Source organism: Lysinibacillus sp. NPDC097162, assembly GCF_044762185.1.
In the GTDB taxonomy this organism is placed as follows: domain Bacteria; phylum Bacillota; class Bacilli; order Bacillales_A; family Planococcaceae; genus Lysinibacillus.
Genome location: NZ_JBIWDT010000007.1, coordinates 78,819 through 103,238 on the forward strand (window position 1 = coordinate 78,819; position 24,420 = coordinate 103,238).

The 24,420-nt window shown below is 36.8% G+C and carries 19 protein-coding genes; 4 read left to right on the top strand and 15 right to left on the bottom strand.

What is annotated here, in order from left to right; genetic code table 11:
- Nucleotides 1–189: 189 nt before the first annotated feature.
- The 3 genes from ACIQXW_RS20960 to putP all read right to left on the bottom strand — a co-directional run bounded on the left by ACIQXW_RS20960 (nucleotide 190) and on the right by putP (nucleotide 5,158).
- A complete protein-coding gene (locus ACIQXW_RS20960) occupies nucleotides 190–1,677 on the bottom strand; it encodes a peptide MFS transporter (RefSeq protein ID WP_401021646.1) in 1,488 nt (495 codons plus the stop codon).
- A gap of 377 nt (nucleotides 1,678–2,054) precedes the next feature.
- A complete protein-coding gene (gene hflX, locus ACIQXW_RS20965; protein ID WP_402765217.1) occupies nucleotides 2,055–3,341 on the bottom strand; it encodes a GTPase HflX in 1,287 nt (428 codons plus the stop codon).
- A gap of 326 nt (nucleotides 3,342–3,667) precedes the next feature.
- Nucleotides 3,668–5,158 (bottom strand): sodium/proline symporter PutP, encoded by a 1,491-nt coding sequence (gene putP, locus ACIQXW_RS20970; protein WP_402765220.1) that lies wholly within the window; start codon nucleotides 5,156–5,158, stop codon nucleotides 3,668–3,670.
- Nucleotides 5,159–5,354: 196 nt separating this feature from the next.
- Between putP and ACIQXW_RS20975 the strand changes: the two genes are divergently transcribed.
- Entirely contained in the window at nucleotides 5,355–6,515 is a 1,161-nt protein-coding gene (locus tag ACIQXW_RS20975) for a class I SAM-dependent methyltransferase (RefSeq protein ID WP_402765223.1), read from the top strand.
- Nucleotides 6,516–6,556: 41 nt separating this feature from the next.
- Here ACIQXW_RS20975 and ACIQXW_RS20980 read toward each other — a convergent pair whose 3' ends face one another.
- Nucleotides 6,557–7,876 carry an ABC transporter permease gene (locus ACIQXW_RS20980; RefSeq protein ID WP_340821973.1) on the bottom strand — a complete coding sequence of 440 codons (1,320 nt, stop codon included), beginning with the start codon at nucleotides 7,874–7,876 and terminating at the stop codon, nucleotides 6,557–6,559.
- A gap of 1 nt (nucleotide 7,877) precedes the next feature.
- Nucleotides 7,878–8,564 (bottom strand): ABC transporter ATP-binding protein, encoded by a 687-nt coding sequence (locus ACIQXW_RS20985; protein WP_340821971.1) that lies wholly within the window; start codon nucleotides 8,562–8,564, stop codon nucleotides 7,878–7,880.
- A gap of 421 nt (nucleotides 8,565–8,985) precedes the next feature.
- On the opposite strand from ACIQXW_RS20985, the gene ACIQXW_RS20990 reads away from it, so the two are divergent.
- From ACIQXW_RS20990 to ACIQXW_RS21000, 3 genes are all read left to right on the top strand, one after another.
- The gene (locus ACIQXW_RS20990) at nucleotides 8,986–9,606 is read left to right on the top strand and encodes a DUF47 domain-containing protein (protein ID WP_173479367.1); all 621 of its coding nucleotides are present in this window, start codon (nucleotides 8,986–8,988) and stop codon (nucleotides 9,604–9,606) included.
- Between the two features lie 20 nt (nucleotides 9,607–9,626).
- Nucleotides 9,627–10,643, top strand: a complete 1,017-nt coding sequence (locus ACIQXW_RS20995; RefSeq protein ID WP_340821968.1) for an inorganic phosphate transporter — start codon at nucleotides 9,627–9,629, stop codon at nucleotides 10,641–10,643.
- A gap of 283 nt (nucleotides 10,644–10,926) precedes the next feature.
- Nucleotides 10,927–13,035 (top strand): MMPL family transporter, encoded by a 2,109-nt coding sequence (locus ACIQXW_RS21000; RefSeq protein WP_402765228.1) that lies wholly within the window; start codon nucleotides 10,927–10,929, stop codon nucleotides 13,033–13,035.
- 55 nt (nucleotides 13,036–13,090) lie between these two features.
- Here ACIQXW_RS21000 and ACIQXW_RS21005 read toward each other — a convergent pair whose 3' ends face one another.
- From ACIQXW_RS21005 to ACIQXW_RS21050, 10 genes are all read right to left on the bottom strand, one after another.
- Nucleotides 13,091–13,696 (bottom strand): alpha/beta hydrolase, encoded by a 606-nt coding sequence (locus ACIQXW_RS21005; protein ID WP_402765231.1) that lies wholly within the window; start codon nucleotides 13,694–13,696, stop codon nucleotides 13,091–13,093.
- An 18-nt stretch (nucleotides 13,697–13,714) separates the two neighbouring features.
- Nucleotides 13,715–13,906 carry a hypothetical protein gene (locus ACIQXW_RS21010; RefSeq protein WP_401021631.1) on the bottom strand — a complete coding sequence of 64 codons (192 nt, stop codon included), beginning with the start codon at nucleotides 13,904–13,906 and terminating at the stop codon, nucleotides 13,715–13,717.
- 22 nt (nucleotides 13,907–13,928) lie between these two features.
- A complete protein-coding gene (locus ACIQXW_RS21015) occupies nucleotides 13,929–14,393 on the bottom strand; it encodes a hypothetical protein (protein ID WP_340821963.1) in 465 nt (154 codons plus the stop codon).
- 215 nt (nucleotides 14,394–14,608) lie between these two features.
- Nucleotides 14,609–15,226 (bottom strand): NUDIX hydrolase, encoded by a 618-nt coding sequence (locus ACIQXW_RS21020; RefSeq protein WP_401013104.1) that lies wholly within the window; start codon nucleotides 15,224–15,226, stop codon nucleotides 14,609–14,611.
- A gap of 13 nt (nucleotides 15,227–15,239) precedes the next feature.
- Entirely contained in the window at nucleotides 15,240–16,328 is a 1,089-nt protein-coding gene (locus ACIQXW_RS21025; RefSeq protein ID WP_340821960.1) for an AI-2E family transporter, read from the bottom strand.
- A gap of 469 nt (nucleotides 16,329–16,797) precedes the next feature.
- On the bottom strand, nucleotides 16,798–18,495 hold the full coding sequence (locus ACIQXW_RS21030; RefSeq protein WP_402765236.1) for a M3 family oligoendopeptidase: 1,698 nt from the start codon (nucleotides 18,493–18,495) through the stop codon (nucleotides 16,798–16,800).
- Between the two features lie 81 nt (nucleotides 18,496–18,576).
- Nucleotides 18,577–19,152, bottom strand: coding sequence for a YdcF family protein (locus tag ACIQXW_RS21035; RefSeq protein ID WP_402765238.1), 576 nt, complete (start codon nucleotides 19,150–19,152; stop codon nucleotides 18,577–18,579).
- An 87-nt stretch (nucleotides 19,153–19,239) separates the two neighbouring features.
- Nucleotides 19,240–20,982, bottom strand: a complete 1,743-nt coding sequence (locus ACIQXW_RS21040; protein ID WP_340821954.1) for a methyl-accepting chemotaxis protein — start codon at nucleotides 20,980–20,982, stop codon at nucleotides 19,240–19,242.
- 208 nt (nucleotides 20,983–21,190) lie between these two features.
- Nucleotides 21,191–22,939 carry a methyl-accepting chemotaxis protein gene (locus tag ACIQXW_RS21045; RefSeq protein WP_402765242.1) on the bottom strand — a complete coding sequence of 583 codons (1,749 nt, stop codon included), beginning with the start codon at nucleotides 22,937–22,939 and terminating at the stop codon, nucleotides 21,191–21,193.
- Between the two features lie 91 nt (nucleotides 22,940–23,030).
- The gene (locus ACIQXW_RS21050; protein WP_340821951.1) at nucleotides 23,031–24,326 is read right to left on the bottom strand and encodes an arsenic transporter; all 1,296 of its coding nucleotides are present in this window, start codon (nucleotides 24,324–24,326) and stop codon (nucleotides 23,031–23,033) included.
- Nucleotides 24,327–24,420 lie beyond the last annotated feature (94 nt).

Here is a 24,420-nt window from a genome sequence, read left to right on the forward strand (position 1 = left end):
GCGAAGGCGGTGACTCCTGCGGGAACGCACGCATAGTAAGACGCAACAGACCGCGCGTTAGCGAGGGTTGCGGCTTACGGTGTGCCCGCGGAAAGCAACCGCCGTAGCGGACATCAACAGCATAGCAAAAAAAGTGTTAGATTGACCGCAGTCAATCTAACACTTTTTTCTTTTCTCTAGCCTTTTTAACTAATTAATACCACGCATCGCTTTAGAAATAATAGGTGAAAGTACTAATAAGAGTATGCCAATAACAATTGACAATGATCCTAAGAATCCGAAATACGTGAATTCGCTTACAACTTCGTATACCTTTACTAGCTGAGCGTTAATCGCTTGAGCCGCAGCACTCGTTAAGAACCATAGTGACATTGTTTGTGCAGCAAAAGCTTGTGGAGCTAATTTCGTTGTTGCAGACAGACCTACTGGAGACAATAATAATTCCCCAACTACAACTAAGAAGAATGATAATACTAACCACAATGGACTTACTAAAGCTTGTCCATCTGAAAGATGTGCAGGAATCATCATCACTAAAAATGATAGTCCGGCAAAGAATAGTGAATAAGAAAACTTACGTGGTGTCGATGGTTGCTTATCGCCCCATTTTAACCATAGCATCGCAAATAATGGAGACATGGTAATAACGAATAATGGGTTTAGCGATTGGAACCAAGACGATTCAAGACGAAAACCACCTATATTTAATTGTGTACGCTCATCTGCATACGTTGCTAAAATTGTTGCACCTTGTTCTTGAATAGCCCAGAACATAACTGCTGCTAAAAACAATGGTATATATGCAAGAAGGCGAGATTTCTCATCTTTTGTTGTTTTCTTACTGCGATACATATAAATAAAGAACGCTGCTGGTATTAACACACCAAGAGCAGTAATAATTAAGCTAAAGACATCCATTGTTAGTACACCAGTTTTAATACCAATGCCACCTAAAACAATAATGATTAATGCTACAATACCAAATTGCGTAAAGACTTTTTTACGTTCCTCTGGTTTTAACGGGTTATTTACTTGTAAGCCCGCTAAGCCTAAATATTTTTTCTCTGTTACTTTAAAAACAATTAATCCGATTAGCATACCAACCGCTGCTAAACTGAAGCCTAAATGGAAACTATACTTTTGTCCAATTGTTCCGACAATAAACGGCGCAATGAATGCACCCATATTAATACCCATATAGAAAATCGAGAATCCTGCATCACGACGGCTATCTGTTTCAGCATAAATATCCCCTACAATACTTGAGACATTCGGTTTTAATAAACCAGTACCGATAACAATAAACGCCATTGAAGCAAATAACATTGTTACACCGCCAGGGAATGCTAGCAGTAAGTGACCGATCATAATTAACACGCCACCATAAAAAATCGTTTTACGTGTCCCTAAAAGTCGATCGGCTATCCAGCCACCAATAATACCTGACATATAAACAAGCGAACCATAAATAGCCATAATTGAATTCGCTGTACCGCGATCAAGACCTAATCCACCTTCATTTAATTCATAATACATGAAGAAGATTAGAATCGCTCGCATACCGTAGTATGAAAAACGCTCCCAAAATTCTGTGAAAAATAATGTAAAGAGCCCTCTAGGGTGTCCGACAAATCCATTTTGAGGGACAGATTTTACAATTTCATCTTTAGTAGACATACAATTTCCTCTCCCACTTTCATTATTCCTTAAAAATATTGTTCCCCATTGATAAGGATAAAAAACTATGTTTCATCATACTAAAGCGTTTTTATTACTTTCGCAAGAGTTTTAAAAAATGTTGAAAATTTGTCATTTTTCTTTATATTCAGACTCATTAAACAATATTTTATTAAATATATTGAAATATCTACGTTTTCTCACTCTTCCCTATCCTCTAAAAAATAGTATTTAATTTAAAGTTAGAAAATAGTAAATATACAGATATTTAAACAAATAAAAAATCAACAGCGATGATTGCTGTTGATTTTTCAAACAATGCTATTCAAATTGACTACCGTAACTGCAATCCAATCCGCGCATTGATTATCTTATTGCTATTTAACAACAAATTGTTGATATTTTGCGTAATCCGCTTCTTTTACTTCAATCTTAAGTAATGTGCCATTTTCTTCATATGCCGTTTCATAAATCGTTGCATTTTCATTTAAATAAGAAACTACATTGCCCTGCTCATATGGTATAAGCATTTTACATGTGACATAATCAGAAAAAATGTGCTGTCGTATAATTTGTAATAGTTCATCTAAACCATTACCCTGCTTTGCAGAAATCCAAATATTATCTCCACTAATGACAGGATACGGAACATTTGCTAAGTCTGCTTTGTTATAAACATATATAGTAGGGATTCCCTCAACGCCAACTGCCTTTAACGTTTCGTTTGTAACATCCATCATAAAACCATGCTCTGCATTTGAGACATCTACAACATGAAGCAATAGATCAGCATCACGTGCTTCTTCTAGTGTCGAGCGAAACGCCTTCACTAGATGATGCGGCAATTTACTAACAAAGCCGACTGTATCTGTTAATAAAAATGACTTCTTATCATGTAATTCAATATAACGGACAGACGTTTCAAGTGTCGCAAACAGCATATCCTTTTCAAATACTTGTTTGTGATCTTCTTGACCAATTTTAGCGAGTAGTTGGTTCATAATTGTCGATTTGCCGGCATTCGTATAACCTACAATAGACACAACAGGTACGGCATTTTTCCGACGTTGTTTTCGTTGCGTCTCTCGCTGCTCTTTCACTTGCTCTAACTCTTTTTTGATTTTTGAAATCTGATCTTCAATTTTACGACGATCTAGCTCAAGTTTCGTTTCACCAGCTCCACGGTTTTTAAAACCGCCTCCAGTACCTCCGCCTTGTCGGCTTAACGAAGCATGCAAGCCGACTAAACGAGGAAGCATATATTGAAGTTGCGCCAACTCTACCTGCATTTGCGCTTCACGTGTTTTTGCACGGCGCCCAAAAATATCTAAAATTAACATCGTACGATCGATTACTTTCGTCTCTAAATCGCGCTCTAGATTACGAATCTGGGAAGGTGATAATTCATCATTAAAAATCACCAGATTGGCTTGCACTTCTTCAAAAAAGCTTTTTATCTCTTCGATTTTACCTGTTCCAACATAATGTGAAGGTGTGACACGCTCTAAATTTTGTGTAACAACACCTAAGACTTCCACATTTAATGCTTCAGCTAAATTTGTTAACTCTTCCATAGAATACTCAAAATGCTTATCATTACGTAAATTTACGCCAACAAGAATAGCTTTTTCTAGTAAAACATCTACTTCTTTCAATTTTTCCACTCACAATCCTCCCACCAACGCCTTGGTGACGCTACAGCAAATTTTCTCCATCTTACCATATAATGCCCGAATCTGTGTCTTTTAGTCGAGTTCTTTTAATTCCACCAAAGCGCTATTTATTTAATAAAATCATTCTAGCGTTGAGTTTTAATTACTAAAAACAAATGCGCCCTAAAATTGGGCGCATGCGAACTGTAGATAAACTCTTTTTATTTTCTTAACTATTATAATGAATAAATCTACATGAAACTTTTCCACAATATTTTACGGGCTTAACCTGCATTATATAAGAAACGAACAATATTCACTCTTTAAAGTATTGTTCATCATTTCCCTCGTTCTTCTTTTAACAATGATACGCTACGATTGAATTCATCTTCAATCTCTTCATTTCTTTTATATGTCATCATACTAACAATAACGGCTACTACTAAACAAACTATGAAGCCTGGTACAATTTCGTAAAGAGCCGTTGAAAGCGATTCTATTTTTCCCCAAACAAAAGCTGTTAATGCACCCAACACCATCCCACTCAACGCTCCGTAATTCGTCAATCTCTTCCAATATAATGATAATAAAATAATTGGTCCAAACGCAGCTCCAAAGCCAGCCCAAGCAAAACCTACTAAATTCAAAATAGAATTTTCAGGGTTCCAAGCTAAAATTGCCGCAATAATTGCTACTACTAATACGGCCATTCGACCAATAAAAACATAATGTTTATCGGTAGCTGTCTTATTAAACAACGCTTTGTATATATCCTCCACAAGTGCTGAAGAAGTGACAATTAATTGCGATGAGATTGTACTCATAATTGCCGCTAAAATAGCTGCTAACATAATACCTGCAATAAATGGATGGAACAAAATTTGGCCAAGTACAATAAACACCGTTTCAGCGTCCTTTAATTCGCCAGCATTTTGCTGGTAGTATGCAACGCCTACTAATGCGGTTGCAAGTGCACCAGCAAGACTTAAAATCATCCATCCAATACCAATCCGGCGAGCCTGTTTTGTCTCCTTCACAGAACTAATCGCCATAAAACGTACGATAATATGTGGTTGCCCAAAGTATCCTAATCCCCAAGCAAGAGAAGAAATAATCGCGGCAGCAGTTGCTGTCGCAGGTAATAAACTTAAATGCTCTGGGTTAACCGCCTTAATGGACTCTACTGTTTCACTAAGTCCACCAGTTAAAAATACCCCGAATAACGGTACTGTTATAAGTGCTAAAAACATAATTAATCCTTGCAAAAAGTCTGTATAACTCACCGCTAAAAATCCACCAAACAATGTATAGGCAACAACTACGCCTGATACTATTAATAAACCTGTATGGTATTCATAGCCAAATGAACTATCAAAAAACTTGCCTCCAGCTACCATTCCTGAAGATACATAGAATGTAAAAAATATAAGTATGATTAGCCCAGAAGCAATTCGTATTAATTTCGTATTATCACGTAATCGATTATCCAAATAACTTGGAATTGTAATAGAGTCATTTGATACTTGCGTATAAACTCGTAATCTCGGTGCGACAAACATCCAATTTAAATAGGCACCGATTGTTAACCCAATTGCAATCCACGCCTCAACAAGTCCTGATACATAAATCGCACCTGGCAACCCCATTAAAAGCCAACCAGACATATCCGCAGCACCCGCACTAAGGGCTGTAACAGCAGGTCCTAACGAGCGTCCCCCTAGCATGTAATCCGTTAAATTTGAAGTTTTTACAAATGCATACCATCCGATTCCTAGCATTGTAATCATATAAATAATAATAGCGATTAGCTGATAAGTGTTGTCCGACATAAGTCTTCCTCCTATCCACAATTATTCTTTACCTTCAAAAAACTTTTCACTATAAATATACCGTAAAAATTATTAAAAATAAAATCGTTTATCTGAATATTCGGTATACCGATTGTTTAAAATTGAAAACAACAATGAATTAATAAAATTGTGTTACACTAATGCCATCTATTACACAACGAAGAAGGCGAAATAAATGACATTTGAAGAAATGAAAGCACAGCTACAAGAGCAATTTTCACAACAACAACTCGTTGCAGCTACAATCAGTCAACCTCGTATGAAGTCTAATGAAGTAAAGCGTATTAAACTAAAGCCCATCATGCTGAAAGATGCTTATCATATACAAATTGAATACCAATATGAACGTATTTTAAAACATGAGAACGTCATACTAGCTGATTTCCCTCCTAAGCTCGAACTATTTTTTGCTGACTTCCGTCAAGCACATATCGATTTTATTGACGAAAAAGTACAGGTGCAACTATCGAAAAAGAACAAAGTATTATGGAAGTCTGATAAAGTAGCTACACCAAAGGAAGTAAACTTATCACATAACCGCAAGAAAAACTATTTACTTGATGAGTCCACCCCCTACCCTTTTTTAATTCGCTTAGGTGTACAAAGTGAAGAAGGAAAAGTAAAAAAACAAAAATACGATAAATTCAAGCAAATTAATCGCTTCATTGAATTTATCGACGATGCCTTAGCCCATTTGCCAAAAGATCGCCAAGTGCGAATTTTAGATTTTGGTTCAGGGAAATCCTATTTAACGTTTGCCTTATATCATTACTTAAAAATTGAAAAAGGTTTGGATATTCGTGTCACTGGCTTAGATTTAAAAAAAGAGGTTATCGAGGAATGCTCACGTATTGCACAGGATTTAGGCTACGAGCAACTTGAATTTTTAGTTGGGGATATTAATGACTATAATGATGAATCAAATGTAGACATGGTAGTGACTCTCCATGCCTGTGATGTAGCAACAGATATGGCATTATCACGCGCAGTGAAATGGGGAGCAAGTGTTATTTTAAGCGTGCCATGTTGCCAGCATGAGCTAAACCGTCAACTTGATACACCCGCACTCGACATCATGCTACAGCACGGTCTTGTCCGCGAACGCTTTGCTGCATTGGCTACCGATTCGATTCGCGCAGAGATTTTATCGCTTGTTGGCTATGAAGCACAATTACTGGAATTTATCGACATGGAGAACACACCGAAAAATATTTTAATTCGAGCGTATTATACTGGTAAAAAGCCAAGTGCACAGCAACGTGCTAAGTACGACGCTTTTGTCACACTGTTGAATGCGAAGCCATTTTTGGCAAATGAATTAACATCTTATTTATAAACTATGAGAACCCGAGGCGCATTATGTGCCTCGGGTTCTTTTTATAGCTCTTGTCGCAATGCTTGGATAACATCGATTTTTGTTGCTTTACGAGCTGGTCGGTAGCCAGAAACCATAGCAACACCAATACTGATAGCAGACGCAATAAGAACGAGCTGCCATGGAATAAGTGAAAATGTAATATCAGACGAACCAAACGCATCTTCACCTGTTGCCGCTTTTAAAATTAACGGTAAAATCGCATTTGCTGTAAAGCTAATAGCATACGAAATCACTACGGCAATGATTGTTCCAAAAATGCCGATAAATGTACTTTCCATTAAAAATAATCGTTGAATAAGCTTTGGACTCGCTCCGATTGCCTTTAATACGCCAATTTCACGTGTACGCTCTGTAACCGCCATAGTCATCGTATTAAAAATCCCAATAGAGGCGATTAATACGGCAATTGTTCCAACAAAAATTAAGCCAATCTTTAATACAAGGAAAAATACATCCATTTGATCTAATTGCTCAGTCACTGAATACACATTGTAGCCTTTGTCTTTTAGCTTTTCCAAAATAGGCTTTACGTGCTCTAAACTGTCTGCATATATATTAAATTCCGAATTAAATACTTCATCTTCTGGTACATCATCTAATGCCGCAAAACTGCTACCTATTGCCTCTTTCTGTTTTGAATCCATATAAACTGTATTGTCAATCATCCAATCATAAGAAGGCTTCTTCGTCACACCGACAATCGTATATTTCACCTTTTCAGTTTCAGATGTTCCATTTGAATTAGATATTAAAGATAACTCAATCTCTTTACCAATGACAGACTGTTTATATCCTTCTTCATTACCATCATAATACGTTCCCTCTGCCTCAGCCTTTTTACTTTTTTCTTTAATCTTATCGCGATCAGCGTCGTTTAATAAAGTTTGGCCGAAATGATATCCAACAATAATCTCATTCGGCTTTGTTGGATACTGTCCTTGCGCAAGTTTCCCAGTTACATCTTTAAAATCTTTCATATTCGTTAAGATTAAGTTTGAATTTGCATCACGATCTTCAAAATAAGAGTGTGCACTTGCATTAACTGTAATCGTTTCAAGCACTGTGTTAACATTTTCTATCGACTTTATTTCATCTTTCTGTTGCTCTGTAAATTGTGAGCCATCATATACTTGTATTTTTGTTACATTTTCATCCGAAAGTATTTCGTTACGAATCGAATCCTGTAGTCCAAACCCTACGGATGCCAGGACAATTAAAAACGCACAACCCATTGTTGCAGCCAGCACCGTCATAAATACCCGTAATTTATTTTTCTTTATATGTTGTATAACAAAGTCTAGTTGATCTTTCCATATCATGTTATTCTACCTCCTTTACAAGCTCGCCATCATACATTCTGAAACGTCGATGAGCAATAGTCGCCACTTCTTCATCGTGCGTAATAATAACAAAAGTTAAGCCAAGCTCACGATTTAAGCTTTGAATTAGGAGTAAAATATCTTGTTCTGTTTCAGAATCCAAACTCCCCGTTGGCTCATCTGCAAGCAATATTGGAGGATTGGTAATCAATGCTCTTGCAATACTTACACGCTGTTGTTGACCGCCTGATAATTCATTTGGATAATGGTCAGCTACTGCAGTTAATCCAACCTTGTCCATTATCTTCTTCACTTTTTCTTTACGTATAGCTTTGCTAGCACCTTGCAATTTCAAAGGCAATTCAATATTCTCAAATGCCGTTAAACCTGGCATGAGTTGAAAGTTTTGAAAAATAAAACCGAACTGTCGCAATCGAAAAGCTGCACTCTCTGTTTCATTAAGTTTGGCTGTCTCTTGCCCATTCACCTTAATAGAGCCTTGTTCAGCCTTCATAAACCCTGCTAAAGTTTGAAGCAATGTTGATTTTCCCGAGCCACTTTTGCCGACAATTGCGACAATCTCTCCTTTCTTCACTTCAAAATTGACACCCTTTAATACAGGTACATGCTTTTCCTTGCCTTTTTTCCCAATTAAAAATGTATGTTGTAAGTTCTCGACTTGAATCATTTTGTCTTAATGCCCCTTTCTCGTACTTTCTAATTGTAGAAAATAATTCTTAAAAATATGGAAGGATAAAAATGAAGATATTCTTAAGAAAATAGGGAACACTATGTTTAAGGGGCGTTTCTTTACAATACCTTTACAATTCAATTTTACACGCAAGTATAATCGAGTGATTGTAAATGCTACATTCTGTACTAAACAGACTATATTTTTCTCAAAAATACTTATTATATAGGCGTTTTTCTGTACTAATAGGAATAAATACACATACAAAACAGCATATTTGTGAACAAATTGTATATTACAGGATTGTAAAGTTTTATGTAGAGAAGATAAATTTTATGTAGATAAACGAAAGATTTTGTTATGATAGTAAAGTTTAAAGGTTGATTATTTTATATACATCCAGGAGGATTTCATTTACATGCTTAACTCAAAAAAACAAGACCCTTTCTTTATAGCATTGCATAAAATTGCAGAAAACATGAGAGAGGCCGTACATTACGCAAATGATTTTCGTATTACAAGTGTAGCTGACTTAAAAGAGATTAGCATTACAATGAAGAATTACGAAACAGCTGGCGATAAACTTATTCATGAACTTATCGTGATGCTAAACAAATCATTTATGACACCGATTGAGCGCGAGGATATTTTAGAATTCGCAATCCGTATGGACGACGTGTTAGATGGTACGGAGCATTGTATCGCTCACTTTGAAATGTTCTCCTTAACAGAAGTTGACGAAGCGATGCGTATTTTCTTAGGCTATATTTCAAAAAGTGCCGACGAAATTGTTAAAGCTACTGAAGAGTTAAAGAAAAAAAATCTTATCGGCATGCGCCCACATGCAATTTTAATAAAAGACTATGAGCGCGAATGTGACGAAGTACAAAGAACTTCGATTAAGCAATTGTTTTTAAATGAAAAAGATCCAATCCGCATTATTAAGTTTAAAGATATTTATGAACAACTAGAGGATATCGCTGATTATTGTCAAAACGTTGCAAACACAATGGAAACAATTATCATGCGTAACGCGTAATTAGGAGTGGGTCACTTACAATGAATACAATAATTATACTAACCGTATTGGTCGTCATCTTTGCCCTAACATTTGACTTTATCAACGGTTTCCACGATACAGCAAATGCTATCGCAACTTCGGTTTCAACTAGAGCATTGCCTCCACGCGTTGCCATTATTATGGCGGCGACGATGAACTTCATCGGTGCTATTACTTTCGTTGGTGTAGCAAAGGCTCTAACAAAAGATATTGTAGATCCATTCTCTTTAAATGCATTTCAAGGAGATACAACAGGTTCTGTCGTTATTTTAGCCGCATTAATTTCGGCTATTATTTGGAACCTACTTACTTGGTACTTTGGTATCCCATCAAGTTCTTCACATACATTAATCGGTTCAATTGCCGGTGCAGCAGTTGCTTCTGCAGGCTTTGGCGTACTTAACTACGGTGGTTTTACAAAAATTATTATGGCTTTAGTATTTTCACCAATCATCGCGATTTGTGCCGGCTTTCTTATGATGTCTCTGTTTAAATTATGGTTTAAAAACTTAAATCTATATCGTACGAATAAAGGCTTCCGTACAATGCAAATTTTTACAGCGGCTATTCAATCGTTTACACACGGTACAAATGACGCGCAAAAAGCAATGGGTATTATGACAATGGCGTTAATTGCTGGAGGCTTACACACTGGGGATGATATTCCTTTCTGGGTTCGAGCTGCTGCGGCAATTGCCATGGGTCTTGGTACTTCTATTGGTGGCTATAAAATCATTAAAACAGTCGGCGGTAAAATTATGAAAATCCGTCCTGTTAATGGCGTTGCAGCGGATTTAGCTTCTGCTACTGTTATTTTCGGTGCGACATTAGTTCACTTACCAGTATCGACAACACACGTTATTTCTTCATCAATCATGGGCGTTGGTTCAGCACAGCGTGTTCGTGGTGTAAACTGGGGAATGGCACGTAAAATTGTGACAACATGGATTATTACAATGCCAATTTCAGCTGTTATGGCATCCGTTATTTACCTTATATTATCTTTATTCTTCTAGATGTTACGGCACTTTCTACTCACAGAAAGTGCCTTTTTTAGTGACCTTTTTTAGTGACAGGCACTCACACAATTCTCACACAATTAGGCGTAACCCTTTGCAAACATTTTTAATATCCAAGTAAAAATCCACGAAGACGGTTGCGTCTAACGTCGTGCCCGCGGAAAGCGCATTGTTTTTTACACTTTAGGAAAATTGTCGTTTGAGTAGGAGTTTTACTTTGTCACACGACAAAAAGCGACACATCCTTTACACTGGTTTAAAAGGGGGATGCTTTATTATTATGAAAACTTTTTCAGCTTTTATCACTGCACATGCGAAAGCTATCGTTGCAATTTGGGTTGTTATTTTTATCGCAATGGCTGTGTTTGCTATACAGCTTCCGAGCAAACTGCATGGAGATGGCTTTTTTGTTGAAGCTGATCATACCTATGTCACAAATGAACTAGCAAAAACATTCGACTTACCTGCTGAAACTATAATGGTTGTCTTTGACCAAGTAGACAATAAAAAAATCGAAGACACCTTACAAAAACTCGATGACATTCAAGAAATCCATTCAATCCAGTCACCATTGGATGATTCTTCGCTACAAAAGAACGGCATCGCCTATGCCATGGTACATTTTAAAAATAACATTGAAAATTTGCCCGATACAGTAAAAGAAGTTCGCACATTAGTTGAAGAGGATGGCATTAGTATTACAGGTGGACCTGTGATTTCTGAGGATATAAATGAAGCTAGCCAAAAAGACTTGGCTTCTGCTGAAGCAATTGGTTTACCAATCGCCATCGTCGTACTATTACTAGCCTTTGGTACCGTTGTAGCTGCAATTTTGCCAATTATAATTGGTGTCGTTACGGTTGTCACAGCATTCGGACTGTTGACACTACTTAGTGGTAGCGTTAACTTATCTATTTTTGTGTTAAACATTGTGCCAATGCTAGGACTTGCCCTCAGTATTGACTTCGCTCTACTATTTATTAATCGTTATCGCGAAGAACGTGGTCATTCTACAGTTGCCGATGCGATACAAATTGCAATCCAGACAGCTGGCCGTTCAATAATCTTTTCTGCTGTTTGTGTCATGATTGGTCTTGGGGCCATGATTGTTATTGACGTTGAAATTTTCCGCAATATTGCACTAGGCGGCACAATTGTCGTGTTGTTCGCAGTGTTGTCAGGTCTCACTTTATTACCTGCTACAATGATGGTGTTGGGAGACCGTCTAAATAAGTGGCGCATAATACGCGTAAAGCCAGGTGGGACAAATCGTTGGCGCAGTTTTGCTGGCTTTGTTATGAAACGACCTGTATCGATTGTCATTGTCGCATTATTGTTACTTGGTATCGGTATGATTCCATTGAAGGATATTAAACTAGCTATACCTCAAGTGGATTCTTTACCAACTAAATATGATGCACGTGCAGCGTACGATAAATTAGATGACACGTTTGGGCTCGGTGATACTTCGATTTTATATTTACTCGCTGAACGTAAAGATGGCTGGGAGGATGAGAAGGCAAGAGAGCTACTGTTTGATATACAAGAACAGCTTCTTGACGATCCACTCGTTGATCAAGTATCAACTATTTATACGGCTTCTAATATAAAATCGCCAGAGGAATTAACAGCATCTTTACAAATGCCACAAGTTGCAGAACAATTAAAACCACTTATTGATACCTTTTCGAAGGATACACAATTGTTTATCCCTATTACATTAAATGTAGCTGGTTCGTCCTCTGCCGCACAAAAATTTGCAAGAACATGGATGGACAAAGATTTACACGTCGATTTTAAACTAGGTGGACAAGGTAAATTCAATCAAGAGATTTTCGATGAAATTGCGGATAAAATTGTATTCGCTGTTTTGATTATTATCGTGTCAACGTTCTTTATTTTAATGCTTGCTTTCCGTTCGGTTTTAATTCCTCTCAAAGCAATCATTATGAATATTATTGGGTTATCCTCAGCGTTTGGGATACTCGTATATATATTCCAATATGGACATTTCGGAATAGAGGCTGGCACAATTGTCCTCATCATTCCGGTTATTGTATTTTGCCTTGTATTTGGTTTGAGTATGGACTATGAAGTATTTTTAATATCTCGAATACAAGAGGAATATCAAAAAGGTGCGGATAATACTCGTGCAACAGTAGAGGGACTTACATCTACTAGCCGTATCATTACATCTGCTGCGCTTATTATGATCGTTATTACTGGCGCATTTGCTTTTACCGACGTTATGCCTGTAAAGCAAATCGGTGTTGGTATTGCCATTGCAATCGCGATTGACGCTACAATTATTCGCCTTATGCTTGTCCCAAGTCTTATGAAGCTATTTGGCGACTGGAATTGGTGGCTACCATTTGCTAAGAAGAAGTAATTTCTACAAACAAAAAACCGAGAACGCTAATTTACAGCGTTCTCGGTTTTTTCGTTTAAAAATATTTACGATACCACTCTCTTGCTGAGTCTACTTCAGGCATTGTAAGCTGGTGACCATAGTTAAACCATGCTGTTGTTACATTAGCGCCTGCACCAGATAAAAGTGACTCTAAATCCTCTGATTCCTGTGCTGAACATAACGGATCATTTGTTCCAGCCGCAATAAATACAGGTGTATTAGCTAACACAGGTAGTTCGAATCCACGTCTTGGCACCATCGGATGATGTAGAATCGCGCCTGCCAACGCATCTTCAAAATGGAATAATAAACTTGCTGCAATGTTTGCGCCATTTGAGTAACCAATAGCTACGATACGTGTACGATCAAAACCGTATTGCTCTGCTGCTGTTGCCAAAAAGCTTTGTAATTCTTGCGTACGGAAAATTAAATCTTCTATATCAAAAACACCTTCTGCTAAACGACGGAAAAACCGAGGCATACCGTTTTCTAATACATTACCGCGTACACTTAAAACATTAGCTGTTGCATCAATTTCTTTTGCAAGGCTAACTAAAGAATGCTCGTCTCCACCTGTACCGTGTAATAACAATAAGGTAGGCTTTGTTTCATCTGTTCCTTTATGAAATATATGTTGCATGAACACATCACCTTTCAATTATCTTGAATTCGAGATAATTGTAGCTTGTGGTAAAATTAAATTCAAACTTTTTGACTTATTAACTTCACGATTTTCGCTATTTGGCTGTTCTTCATTGTTTTTATAGAAATTTTGAATCGTAAAAACTGAAAATAAGCATGCAATTACTAAAACAATAAGTACAACCCCCACCAATTTTTTACCACTCATTACGCGTTTTCCCCCATATTACTTAGTTCTTTTTACGAAAGCCTTCTTCCAATAAATATTCTTTTGCCGCATCATACGTGCCAAAGGCTTCTTCTAGATTATCTCGATGATATACATTCCATGAACGTTGTTCAAAAGCAAGCTCTAATTGATCACCTTCACGATTACGCCAAGTCTCAATAATCGGTTCTTCTTCCTCTTGTTCCTCGCCTAAATACGTAATCGCATCTTCAATAATGGTACGCAGCTGTTGCTCATCGTAATCACGAATATTGACTAATCCTTTATCATTTGCCTCATTTTCGTAGCGCAATAAATCCCCTACAAAGACAAAACCATTTCCGTTTGGATGCAATTTTTCAACGACAATCGTTTTTTCAAACAGACTGTCCATAAAATGATAATTCACTCGTTTCATCGAAATTTCTTTTCTCGTTAATTCTGAAAACGATTCAATTATCGCTTGTTTTTGTTCAAATGTTAGCATGTATATGCTCCTTTTCTTTCATTGTAATTACAAGTATAGCTTATTTTCTACACAAATTAACATATAGACATAAAATGCTCATAAAAATAACTTCAATTCATTTCGAAGTTATCTTTATGAGCCACTATGATTATATACATGCGAATTAGCACTGTTTCTTACCATACTTCATTGTTTTTCATATGCGTAATCAACTAGCGGGTAATTAAGCTATTCTATCGACTGTACATTGAATTTTTTACAAAATCTATTACATCTGCAACATACAACTCACGATATGGAACAAATTGCGCAGTGCTTACAGGTCTCACTACCCGTGCACGTTGTCCATCTGGAAAATATTCATATCCTTCAATATTCAGCGTGACGGTTTTTCCTAAAAAGAAATCTTCGGCTTCATCAAGCTTTGCTCGAACAACACCCGAAACTTCCTCATATTGCAACTCAAAAGAATCCCAATTGTCTTCAAAAGGGTACAAATAAACATGACAAAATTCATTATCAATCATTTTTTCGGATACGATACTACATGAAGTCATACCCATTTTCACGACTTCATTAATATCGATTGTTAATCCTAATTCTTCTCTTACTTCTCGTATGCCCGCTTCCACTGTCTCAATGGCTAGTAAGTGACCTGCTGCTGTAATATCAAGCAGTCCTGGATAGTCCTTTTTTTGGGCACTACGAATTTGGAAATAAATATAGTTCTCGTTGACAAGCCAGCAGTGAAAAGTCTCATGCCACAAGCCTTTTTCATGTACTTCTGCTCGTGTAGCCGTGCCAATTTGTTCATGCTGCTCATTAAAAACTTTCACAATCTCTTGTTCCATTTTTATTCGACCCCTATACAGACTTGGTAGCCTTTTTCTTTATTGCAATTCGTTTATCATAAATATTCGAAACAATAACCTTTAATACCGCATAAAAAGGAACGGCAATTATAATCCCTATGAAGCCTGCTATATTTCCTGCTGCTAAAATAATTGTAATAACCGTTAACGGATGAATATCGAGAGATTTTCCCATGACATTTGGCGTAATGAAGTTACTATCAATCTGCTGCGCAATAAGCGTAACAACACATACCCAAACAACAAGCATCGGATCCTGAATAACTGCCACAATCACTGCTGGTGCAAGGGCTATCCACGGTCCGATAAACGGTATCATATTCATAAAGAAGGCAAAAATAACGAGCAATAATGAATACTCTAAGCCAATAATTAAATATCCAACATACATAATAAGTGCTAATAAAAAGCTAATTTGCAGTTGACCTTGAATATAACTACGTAATACATCATCAATTTCACTTAACGTCTTTTTTATCCATTCCCGACGTTCACCACTAAAATATTTATAAATGGATGGCGCAAATTTCTCATGATCTTTCAACATAAAGACGAAGAAAAATGGAATTAAAATAGCTAATAAGGAAACTGAAACAATGGACTGTATAAATGATACGAGCCATTTACTTGCAACGACAGCAATACTTTGTACAGAATTAGCAAGATTATCGATAAATTCGGTTATTTGTGGAGGTAAATTATCCTTATTGCTGAACAAGCTGACCACATAATCAGTTGCATCTTGAATGCTTGATCCAATCAACGGTGCATTTTTCGCAAGATTATTAAGCTGTGTAGCTATCGGATTACCAACAACCCACCCAAAGATAACTACCATGGCAATCAGTCCAACAATAATTGTTAATATACTAGCCCATCTTGGCCATTTTCGCTTTTCTAAAAAACGCTGAATCGGCTCTGTCACATAATACAACACGCCACCAAGTAATAACGGCACAAATATCGCTTTTAAAATAATCGCAAGCGGTGAAAAAATCCAATGAATTTCTATAAAATATTTAAGTATTAGTAGAACTAGTAAAGTGCCTACTCCTACTTGAAACCATACTTTCCTCGTCACGTTCTTCACTTCCTTTTATCACAGTTACTGAAAATACTACTTATATATTAACCATTTCGCAAGTATCCTAGTATTTATTACAAACATAAAAAAAGATAACAGACTAAAAAACAACTTATATTGGACAATTTTGTATAAAAACCCTTCCGTGGTCTCCCCAAAAAAGGTTGGGACATAACATAAAATATTTTAAATGGGCAACGATGTTCATATATTGAGAGCACACTAGTTGATGGTAGCGAAGGCGGTAACTCCTGCGAAACGCATACAGCGTAAGACGTGGGCAATCCGCGCGCTAGCGGGGGTTGAGGCTTACGTGTGTGCCCGCTGAAAGCAACCGCCGTAGCTGACATCAACGGCATAGTAAAAAGTGTTAGATCGATGGCAGTCAATCTAACACTTTTTAACTGATATATGCTAATGTCCTTCTGGAGTAACTATATTAGCTCTAGAAAGATTCTATCGCAATCTATAATTTTGTATCATCTACTGAATTTAAGTAGTTTTCAATATCACCAATTACTGATTCTACACAGCCATCCTCAAATGGTGAAATTAAGCCAGCTTCTTTCACAAGCTTCGTAAAGGACATAGAGCCTCCTAAGCCACATAAATGGATATAGTCTTTCCAAGCAGCCTCAAACTCTTCACGTGAACGTTTCCAGAATTGAAATGCACAAATTTGCGCTAACGTGTAGTCAATATAATAGAATGGGCTTGCATAAATATGTGCCTGACGTTGCCATATACCACCTGATTCTAAGTAGCTATTGCCATCATAGTCACGATGCGGTAAATATGTTTCCTCGATTTTTTTCCATGCAGCTTTACGCTCAGCAGGTGTCATCGTAGGGTTTTCATAAATAACATGTTGGAATTCATCAACAGCAACACCGTAAGGAAGAAATAGTAAGCCACTGCTTAAATGTGTAAATTTATATTTCTCTGTATCTTCTTTGAAGAATAATTCCATCCAAGGCCATGTGAAAAACTCCATACTCATAGAATGGATTTCACACGATTCATATGTTGGCCATAAATATTCTGGAATGCCAATATCACGGCTTGAGTATACTTGGAAAGCATGTCCAGCCTCATGTGTTAACACATCAATATCACCTGATGTACCGTTAAAGTTCGAGAAAATAAATGGCGAATGATAATTTTCAATAAACGTACAATAGCCGCCACTTTCTTTTCCTTTTTTCGCTACTAAGTCCATTAAATCATGGTCAATCATAAAGTTGAAAAATTCACCAGTCTCAGATGATAGTTCTTCATACATTTTTTTACCGTTTGCGACAATCCAATCTGCATCACCTTTTGGCGTAGCATTTCCTGTTAAGAAGTTTAGCGCTTCATCATAAAACTTTAAGTCCGAAATGCCGATGCGCTTCGCTTGACGCTCAAATAATTTTGTTGCAACTGGCACGATTAAATCACGCACTTGGTCACGGAATTTTTTCACCATATCCGCATTATAATCAATGCGGTTCATACGAATATAGCCAAGCTCTACATAATTTTTATAGCCTAACTTTAAAGCAATCTCATGGCGTACTTTGACAAGCTCATCATACAACCGATCAAATTCCTCTTCATGCTCAGCAAAAAAGCCAAAGCGAGCTTCTGTAGCCGCTTTACGCATTTCACGATCTGTCGATTCTGCATAAGGTCCTAGCTGAGCTAACGTTAATGTTTCCCCATTAAAGTCAATTTGAGCTGAGGCAACTAATTTATTATATTCGGAAACTAGCTTGTTCTCCTTTTGCATTAAATCAATAACTTGCGGAGAGAACCCTTTAATTTGATAGGACGCTAAGTCAAATAATTGTTGGCCCCATTTTTCTTCAAGCTGCTCACGGAATGGTGAAACTATTAATGCTTTATAGTATTCTGTTGTAATCTCTTCAAGCTCTGGGCCTACTTCATCAAAATAGTCACGTTCTTCTTGATAAAACGAATCGTTCGTATCAATCGATGCTCGAATATAAACGAGATTAGCCATTGTCGCAAACTCATTGCTTAATTCATTTAACTTTTCAATCAGCTCGCTTTGCGCCTCAACAGATTGCGCTTCTTTAAATTGCTCAATTAAAGCTAATTGCTGCTCTTTCATTGCTGCCACGTTTGGACGGCTGTATTTATAATCTTTAAACGTTGTCATAGAAGTACCCTCTTTCTGTCGTTTACTCATTATATTTCTATTATATGACAAATATATTAAAGAAAGAAAGTAAATATACCATTAATGTCCTATGATATATGTTTTTAACAATGCAGCTCTTTCACGAATCCTTAACTTCGCTTCTACAGATTTTGGCGTTTTTGCAACAACGACATCCGCCTCTAGCTGAAGCTTATTCGCTAAATACTTTGCTCTTTGCAAATGGAAATCATTCGAGACGATCGTAATATGCTTAGTTCCCTCTGGAAGTAATTCTTTTGAAAATAGTAGGTTTTCATATGTCGATGTGGATTGTTCTTCCACTAAAATTCGTTCAGGATCAATCCCTTTCTCTTGCAAGTACGACAACATTGCAGAAGCCTCTGTCCTATCCTCATCTGCTCCCTGACCACCTGATACGATTACCTTTACGTGCGGATACTCATTTAGATAAGCTACAGTCTCTTCCAATCTATTTTTTAAAGATAGAGATAATATCCCACCAGGCTTTACTTTTGCCCCAAGCACTATCGCATATTGTGCGGTTCCATCAGCAACTGGCTGTGTCCCTCGTTTCATTTCTTGTCCTAACCATATATAGAGGGCACTACCTATACAAACGACAATTGTGATTCCTCCCACCAACCACTTTTTCAAATGCAACACCCCTTTTTACTTACAACGTCCAGAATATAAAAAGGATGCTTGTACAAATATTGGCTACTGTACAAGCATCTTTATTAACTATCTTATAGTAAAGCGTTGAATCGATTCCTGTAATGCTGAGATTTCGTCTGTTAAATCGTTGGAGGATTCGCTAACAAGTTGTATAGCTCTTTGTTGCTCGTCAACAGATGCTGTTACTTCCTCAGAAGCTGCTGCATTTTTTTCACTGATCATAGCGATACTTTCAATAGACTGCATCATATCATCTTTAGAGCTATTTAAATATGCCACACCTGAAGTCATGTCTCCAATAATTGCTATAATTTTTTCAACAGCTAGTTCAATTTCATTAAATGAAGATTCCATTATTCCAACTGAATTATTTTGCTCTCGAACAATAGCACTTGTTTTTTGCATTTCATCGTTCACTAAATTCGTTTCACTTTCAATACCACGTAGCGTTGTGCGTACTAAATCTGTGGCAACGGAAGTTTGGTCTGCTAGCTTTCTCACTTCCTCCGCTACTATTGCAAATCCTTTGCCATGCTCCCCAGCACGTGCCGCTTCAATCGATGCATTTAATGCAAGAAGGTTTGTTTGATCGGAAATCTCATTAATCGTTCCCACAATACCTTCAATTTCTCTTACTTTAACAATTAAGCTATTAAACACTGTTTGTACACTATTAATAAGCGTAGACGATTCCTGTGATGTGTCCTTCAAACTATTTAAATTTACAAGCCCTTCTTCATTGGAATGCTTCATAATTTGAGAAGCATCTAACATTAATTCATTTTTATCATGCAGCCCTACAATTTGCTGAGCAAATGCTATAGCTGTATGATTCGTATCTTCAGCATCTGAAGCTTGTTTAACTGCACCTCTTGAAACCTCGTTAATCGCTTTCACAATTTCATCACCGTACGCATTAGTTTCCTCAGCAACGGCTGTTAAATTAGACGAAGTAGATTGAATTTCAGCGATTGATTCTTCCACATTTGTAATTAATGTCTTCAATTGATCTACCATATCATTAAAGCCCGTGTTTAATTGGCCAATCTCATCTGTACGTTGTAGGTTTTCAATTTCCACCGTTAAATTACCTTGCGCTACTTCACGTACACGAGTCGACAATTTTTTAACAGGCAAAGCCAAATGTCTAGAAACCAATATGACGATAACTGTACCGATAATAATGGCTCCTAATAGTGTCAGTCCAATAACTAATAACAATGAATTAGCTTCCTTATTAAAATCTTGCATATATGTACCCGATGCTATAATCCATCCCCAATGTGGATCTTTTGTAGAGTAAATGATTTTATCGGCTAAAACATCCTGACCTGGAAGTGCAAATTCATATTTTGTAAAGCCCCCACCCTCTAATGCTCGTTCAGTTACATCGCGAATAAAATACGTACCACTACTATCCTGTTCATCCCACAAGTTATCCCCTTCACGAGTAGGATGTGTTGTTAGCGTCCCTTTATCGTCTAACACGTATATATACCCATATTCACCTAAATTACCAGGATAATTAATTGGTCGCTTTCCCTCACTATCCTTTGGACCAAGTAACGCTTCACGTACTTTTTCCTGCGCAACCTCCAATGGGATATCGCCTTTTTCTACACTTTCATTTGCCAGTTCGATTAATTGCAAAGTAGACTCAACGCTATTTTGAAGGACTTGTTCACCTAATCCTTCCATCCCATCCTTTGCTTTCCCATAGCTAACTATACCAATGATTAAGCTCGGCACTATTAATAATGCCATTGAAACGATAATTAATTTCCCCTGTATTGAACGTAAAAATTTCATACTTTACACCCCTTTTTACTTCTATCGTTTAATGCATTAATCATATTATGGAATGGTTTTACAGTTTACACAATGGGTAATTCACAATAAATGTGTAGAATATTCAGATTTTCGAGTAAATATGCTAATATACACATTTTTTCGCACAGAAGAAAAACTATCTTTCTACAGGGATACGTTGTGTAGAAAAATAGTTTTTTGATTTTCTTTATAATTTAAATGTATTAATCGCTTCAATTACTTCCTTTGATGTACGTTCCAAAATTTCCACAACTTCATTTAATTCTGAAACCATTGCCACCTGAAGATCCGAAGCTGCTGCTACTTCTTTAGTTCCTAGGGCACTTTGTTGTGCAATACTTTGCATTTGCTCTATTGTCGCTAATATTTCTTCTGAGCCTGCTGACATTTGTTCTATGACTGCAGAGTCATCCTGAATTTTATTATTAACAAGCACTACGGATTGTAAAATTTGAGAAAGGCTCGTACCGATACGTTGTACTGCTACATTACCTGCCTGCACATCCTCCGCACTTCGCGCCATTTCAGAAAGGGCGCGTTCCGTAATATCTTTGAAACTTATTAAATGCTTTTGAATATCATCGGCTGAAGTCTTAGACATTTCAGCTAACTTACGCACCTCGTCAGCTACAACAGCAAAGCCCTTCCCAGCTTCTCCAGCCCGCGCCGCTTCAATAGCTGCATTTAATGCAAGTAAGTTTGTTTGATCAGCGATATTTGTAATAACCTGGACCATATCTTCAATCGATTGAAATTTATTACCCATTTCTTCCACATGTCCTGCTGTACGTAAGACTGAAGATTCTACACTTTGAATTTGTGAAACAACCTCATGGGAATGGTTTACATTCGATTCGACTAATCCTGTCATCGCAGTAGAAGACTCAGCTATTTCCGAAGTTGTATCTGCTAAACGTTGAATGCCAATCGACATTTCGTTCATCGTTAACACAACCTCATTATTATTTTGCTGGTGCTGCTCACTGCCTGTTGCAATTTCGATAATACGGTCTGCAATCTTCAAATTGGATGTTTCAACCTGCTGTGATGTAGCATCTATTTTGCCTACAACATCTTGCAATGCCACAGTACGATGTTGAATAGTTTGGAATGTGTCTTTTAACTTTATAAGTGATTCCTTGAAGGCCAGTGCAAAAACTGTAATTTCATTTTTATTTTTAAAATGAATTTGTTCCACTGCTTTTGTAGCTTCCTCAATATCACCTTGCGCAAAGCTTTCTGCAGCTTCCCCTAAATAACTTAACGGTTTTAATGAACGATTTACATAACGATACACTACGTACATAACAATCGCCGTTAAAATTAACATAATTGCAATAAGAGCTGGTAAAACAGAAGATAATACGGTATTCGTTACGCCGCTTACTTGTGTTGCATCAATGTCTACACCAACAAAGGCAACGATAGTACCTGATGCATCTTTTAACGGTACTGTACCTGATAAATAATCGCCAAAATCACTATGTAATATTGCTGAATAATAACTGCCTGTAGACATTACTTTTTCTATATCTTTATAGTATGTAGAAGATGATTCCGTATTAATAATACCTGCATTTTCTTGGTCATCTTTAGGCATTCCATCTACTAAAAATTTTACTTTTTGATCTTCCTTTGGTACGGCAAATGTGTAAGCATAGAGAACGCCATTTTGTTCACGTAATCCATTTAACTCTTCTCTTAACTCCCAGTATAATTTAGACTCCGATGGGCTTTTTGAAAGTGCAATATAATCATCAACATTTAACTGTTTAGCAATGTTTTCTGCCATCGCAACTGCCTGTGTGCCCATCGTTTTATTTACAGATGATTTTGCTGTGTAAATAGTAGTTACTATAAAACCAATCAATAAAGCGACTATTGTCATTAATAACATTAAAATAATTTTATTACTTAACTTATTTGTTCTTGTCATATTATTAGCACTTTCCTTCTTCATTTTACTAGTATACTAATTACTTATTATTACTGAATATTTTATTTTTTCAACTATTTTGACTTTTATACTACGATATTATTACTAACCAAGCAATTAATGCTAGTAATGTAATGAAAAGTGTCGGTATTGTTAGTAAAATACCTATTTTAAAGTACTGCCCCCAGCTTATTTTAATACCTTTTTGTGCCAATATATGAAGCCATAATAATGTTGCCAATGAACCAATCGGTGTCATTTTCGGTCCTAGATTTGTACCTATCACATTGGCGTAAATCAGTCCTTCTTTAATTGTTCCGCTTGCACTTGTTTCAGCAATAGCCAATGCATCAATCATAACGGTCGGCAAATTATTCATAACTGCAGACAAAATTGCTGCAACAAAGCCCATTGTTAATGTCGCTACAAACAAGCCGTGCTGAACAGTAAGCTCTAACAAATCTGCTAATAAACCTGTAAGACCTACATTTTTCAGACCATAAACAACAACGTACATACCAATTGAAAAAAACACTATGCTCCACGGTGCACCTTTAATAACCCTCTTCGTATCAATGCTTTTGCTTCTCCGTGCCAACGATAAAAAGATAATTGCAACACTACATAAAATAAATGACACTGGAATAGTAAAATACTCACTCGATAAGAAACCTAGTAATAATACTGCGATAACGTACCAAGAAATATTAAATAACTTTTGATCTCGAATCGCGACATTCGGGTGAACTAATGCTTCCATTGAATACTGCTTCGGAATGACTTTTCTAAAAAAAACATATAGCACGAAAATGCTAGCGATTAAAGAAACGATATTAGGCACGACCATATGCACTGCATATTCCATAAAACCTATATTAAAATAATCCGCTGACACGATATTCGTTAAATTACTGATTACTAGTGGTAATGACGTTGTATCTGCAATAAAACCACTCGCAATGATAAACGGAAATACCCTTTGCTCTGTTAAGTTTAACTTTCTTACCATCGCTAAGACGATTGGCGTTAATATTAGTGCTGCACCATCGTTTGCAAATAATGCAGAAACAATCGCACCTAAGCAGGCTATATAGATAAATAGCCGAATCCCACTTCCTCTCGCAAGTCGAGCCATATGCAATGCAGCCCATTCAAAAAATCCGATTTCATCTAAAATGAGGGAAATAATAATAATCCCTATAAACGATAGCGTTGCATTCCAAACAATATCGGTAACTGCCACGACATCGTTAATTGTTACGACACCGAGCATTAAGGCAAATGCTGCACCTATACATGCAGACCAGCCGATAGATAATTTACGTGGCTGGACAATTACTAAAAATAACGTCACTAAAAAAATAACGATAGCTAAAAAAGTTTGCACAATTCTCCTCCTTAAATCTGCGACATCCGGTAGAACCTTTAACTAGATTCAACCACGGTCTGTATCCATCATAACTTCAGTAATAGCTCTTTAC

Bases quoted from the DNA above. Each gene is read 5' to 3' on its own strand.
- ACIQXW_RS20975 (WP_402765223.1), top strand. From the start codon at position 5,355: ATGACATTTGAAGAAATGAAAGCACAGCTACAAGAGCAATTTTCACAA.
- ACIQXW_RS21030 (WP_402765236.1), bottom strand. From the start codon at position 18,495: ATGACAACGTTTAAAGATTATAAATACAGCCGTCCAAACGTGGCAGCA.
- ACIQXW_RS21000 (WP_402765228.1), top strand. From the start codon at position 10,927: ATGAAAACTTTTTCAGCTTTTATCACTGCACATGCGAAAGCTATCGTT.
- ACIQXW_RS20980 (WP_340821973.1), bottom strand. From the start codon at position 7,876: ATGATATGGAAAGATCAACTAGACTTTGTTATACAACATATAAAGAAA.
- ACIQXW_RS21005 (WP_402765231.1), bottom strand. From the start codon at position 13,696: ATGCAACATATATTTCATAAAGGAACAGATGAAACAAAGCCTACCTTA.
- ACIQXW_RS21015 (WP_340821963.1), bottom strand. From the start codon at position 14,393: ATGCTAACATTTGAACAAAAACAAGCGATAATTGAATCGTTTTCAGAA.
- putP (WP_402765220.1), bottom strand. From the start codon at position 5,158: ATGTCGGACAACACTTATCAGCTAATCGCTATTATTATTTATATGATT.
- ACIQXW_RS20995 (WP_340821968.1), top strand. From the start codon at position 9,627: ATGAATACAATAATTATACTAACCGTATTGGTCGTCATCTTTGCCCTA.
- ACIQXW_RS20990 (WP_173479367.1), top strand. From the start codon at position 8,986: ATGCTTAACTCAAAAAAACAAGACCCTTTCTTTATAGCATTGCATAAA.
- ACIQXW_RS20960 (WP_401021646.1), bottom strand. From the start codon at position 1,677: ATGTCTACTAAAGATGAAATTGTAAAATCTGTCCCTCAAAATGGATTT.
- ACIQXW_RS20985 (WP_340821971.1), bottom strand. From the start codon at position 8,564: ATGATTCAAGTCGAGAACTTACAACATACATTTTTAATTGGGAAAAAA.
- ACIQXW_RS21010 (WP_401021631.1), bottom strand. From the start codon at position 13,906: ATGAGTGGTAAAAAATTGGTGGGGGTTGTACTTATTGTTTTAGTAATT.
- ACIQXW_RS21045 (WP_402765242.1), bottom strand. From the start codon at position 22,939: ATGACAAGAACAAATAAGTTAAGTAATAAAATTATTTTAATGTTATTA.
- ACIQXW_RS21020 (WP_401013104.1), bottom strand. From the start codon at position 15,226: ATGGAACAAGAGATTGTGAAAGTTTTTAATGAGCAGCATGAACAAATT.
- ACIQXW_RS21040 (WP_340821954.1), bottom strand. From the start codon at position 20,982: ATGAAATTTTTACGTTCAATACAGGGGAAATTAATTATCGTTTCAATG.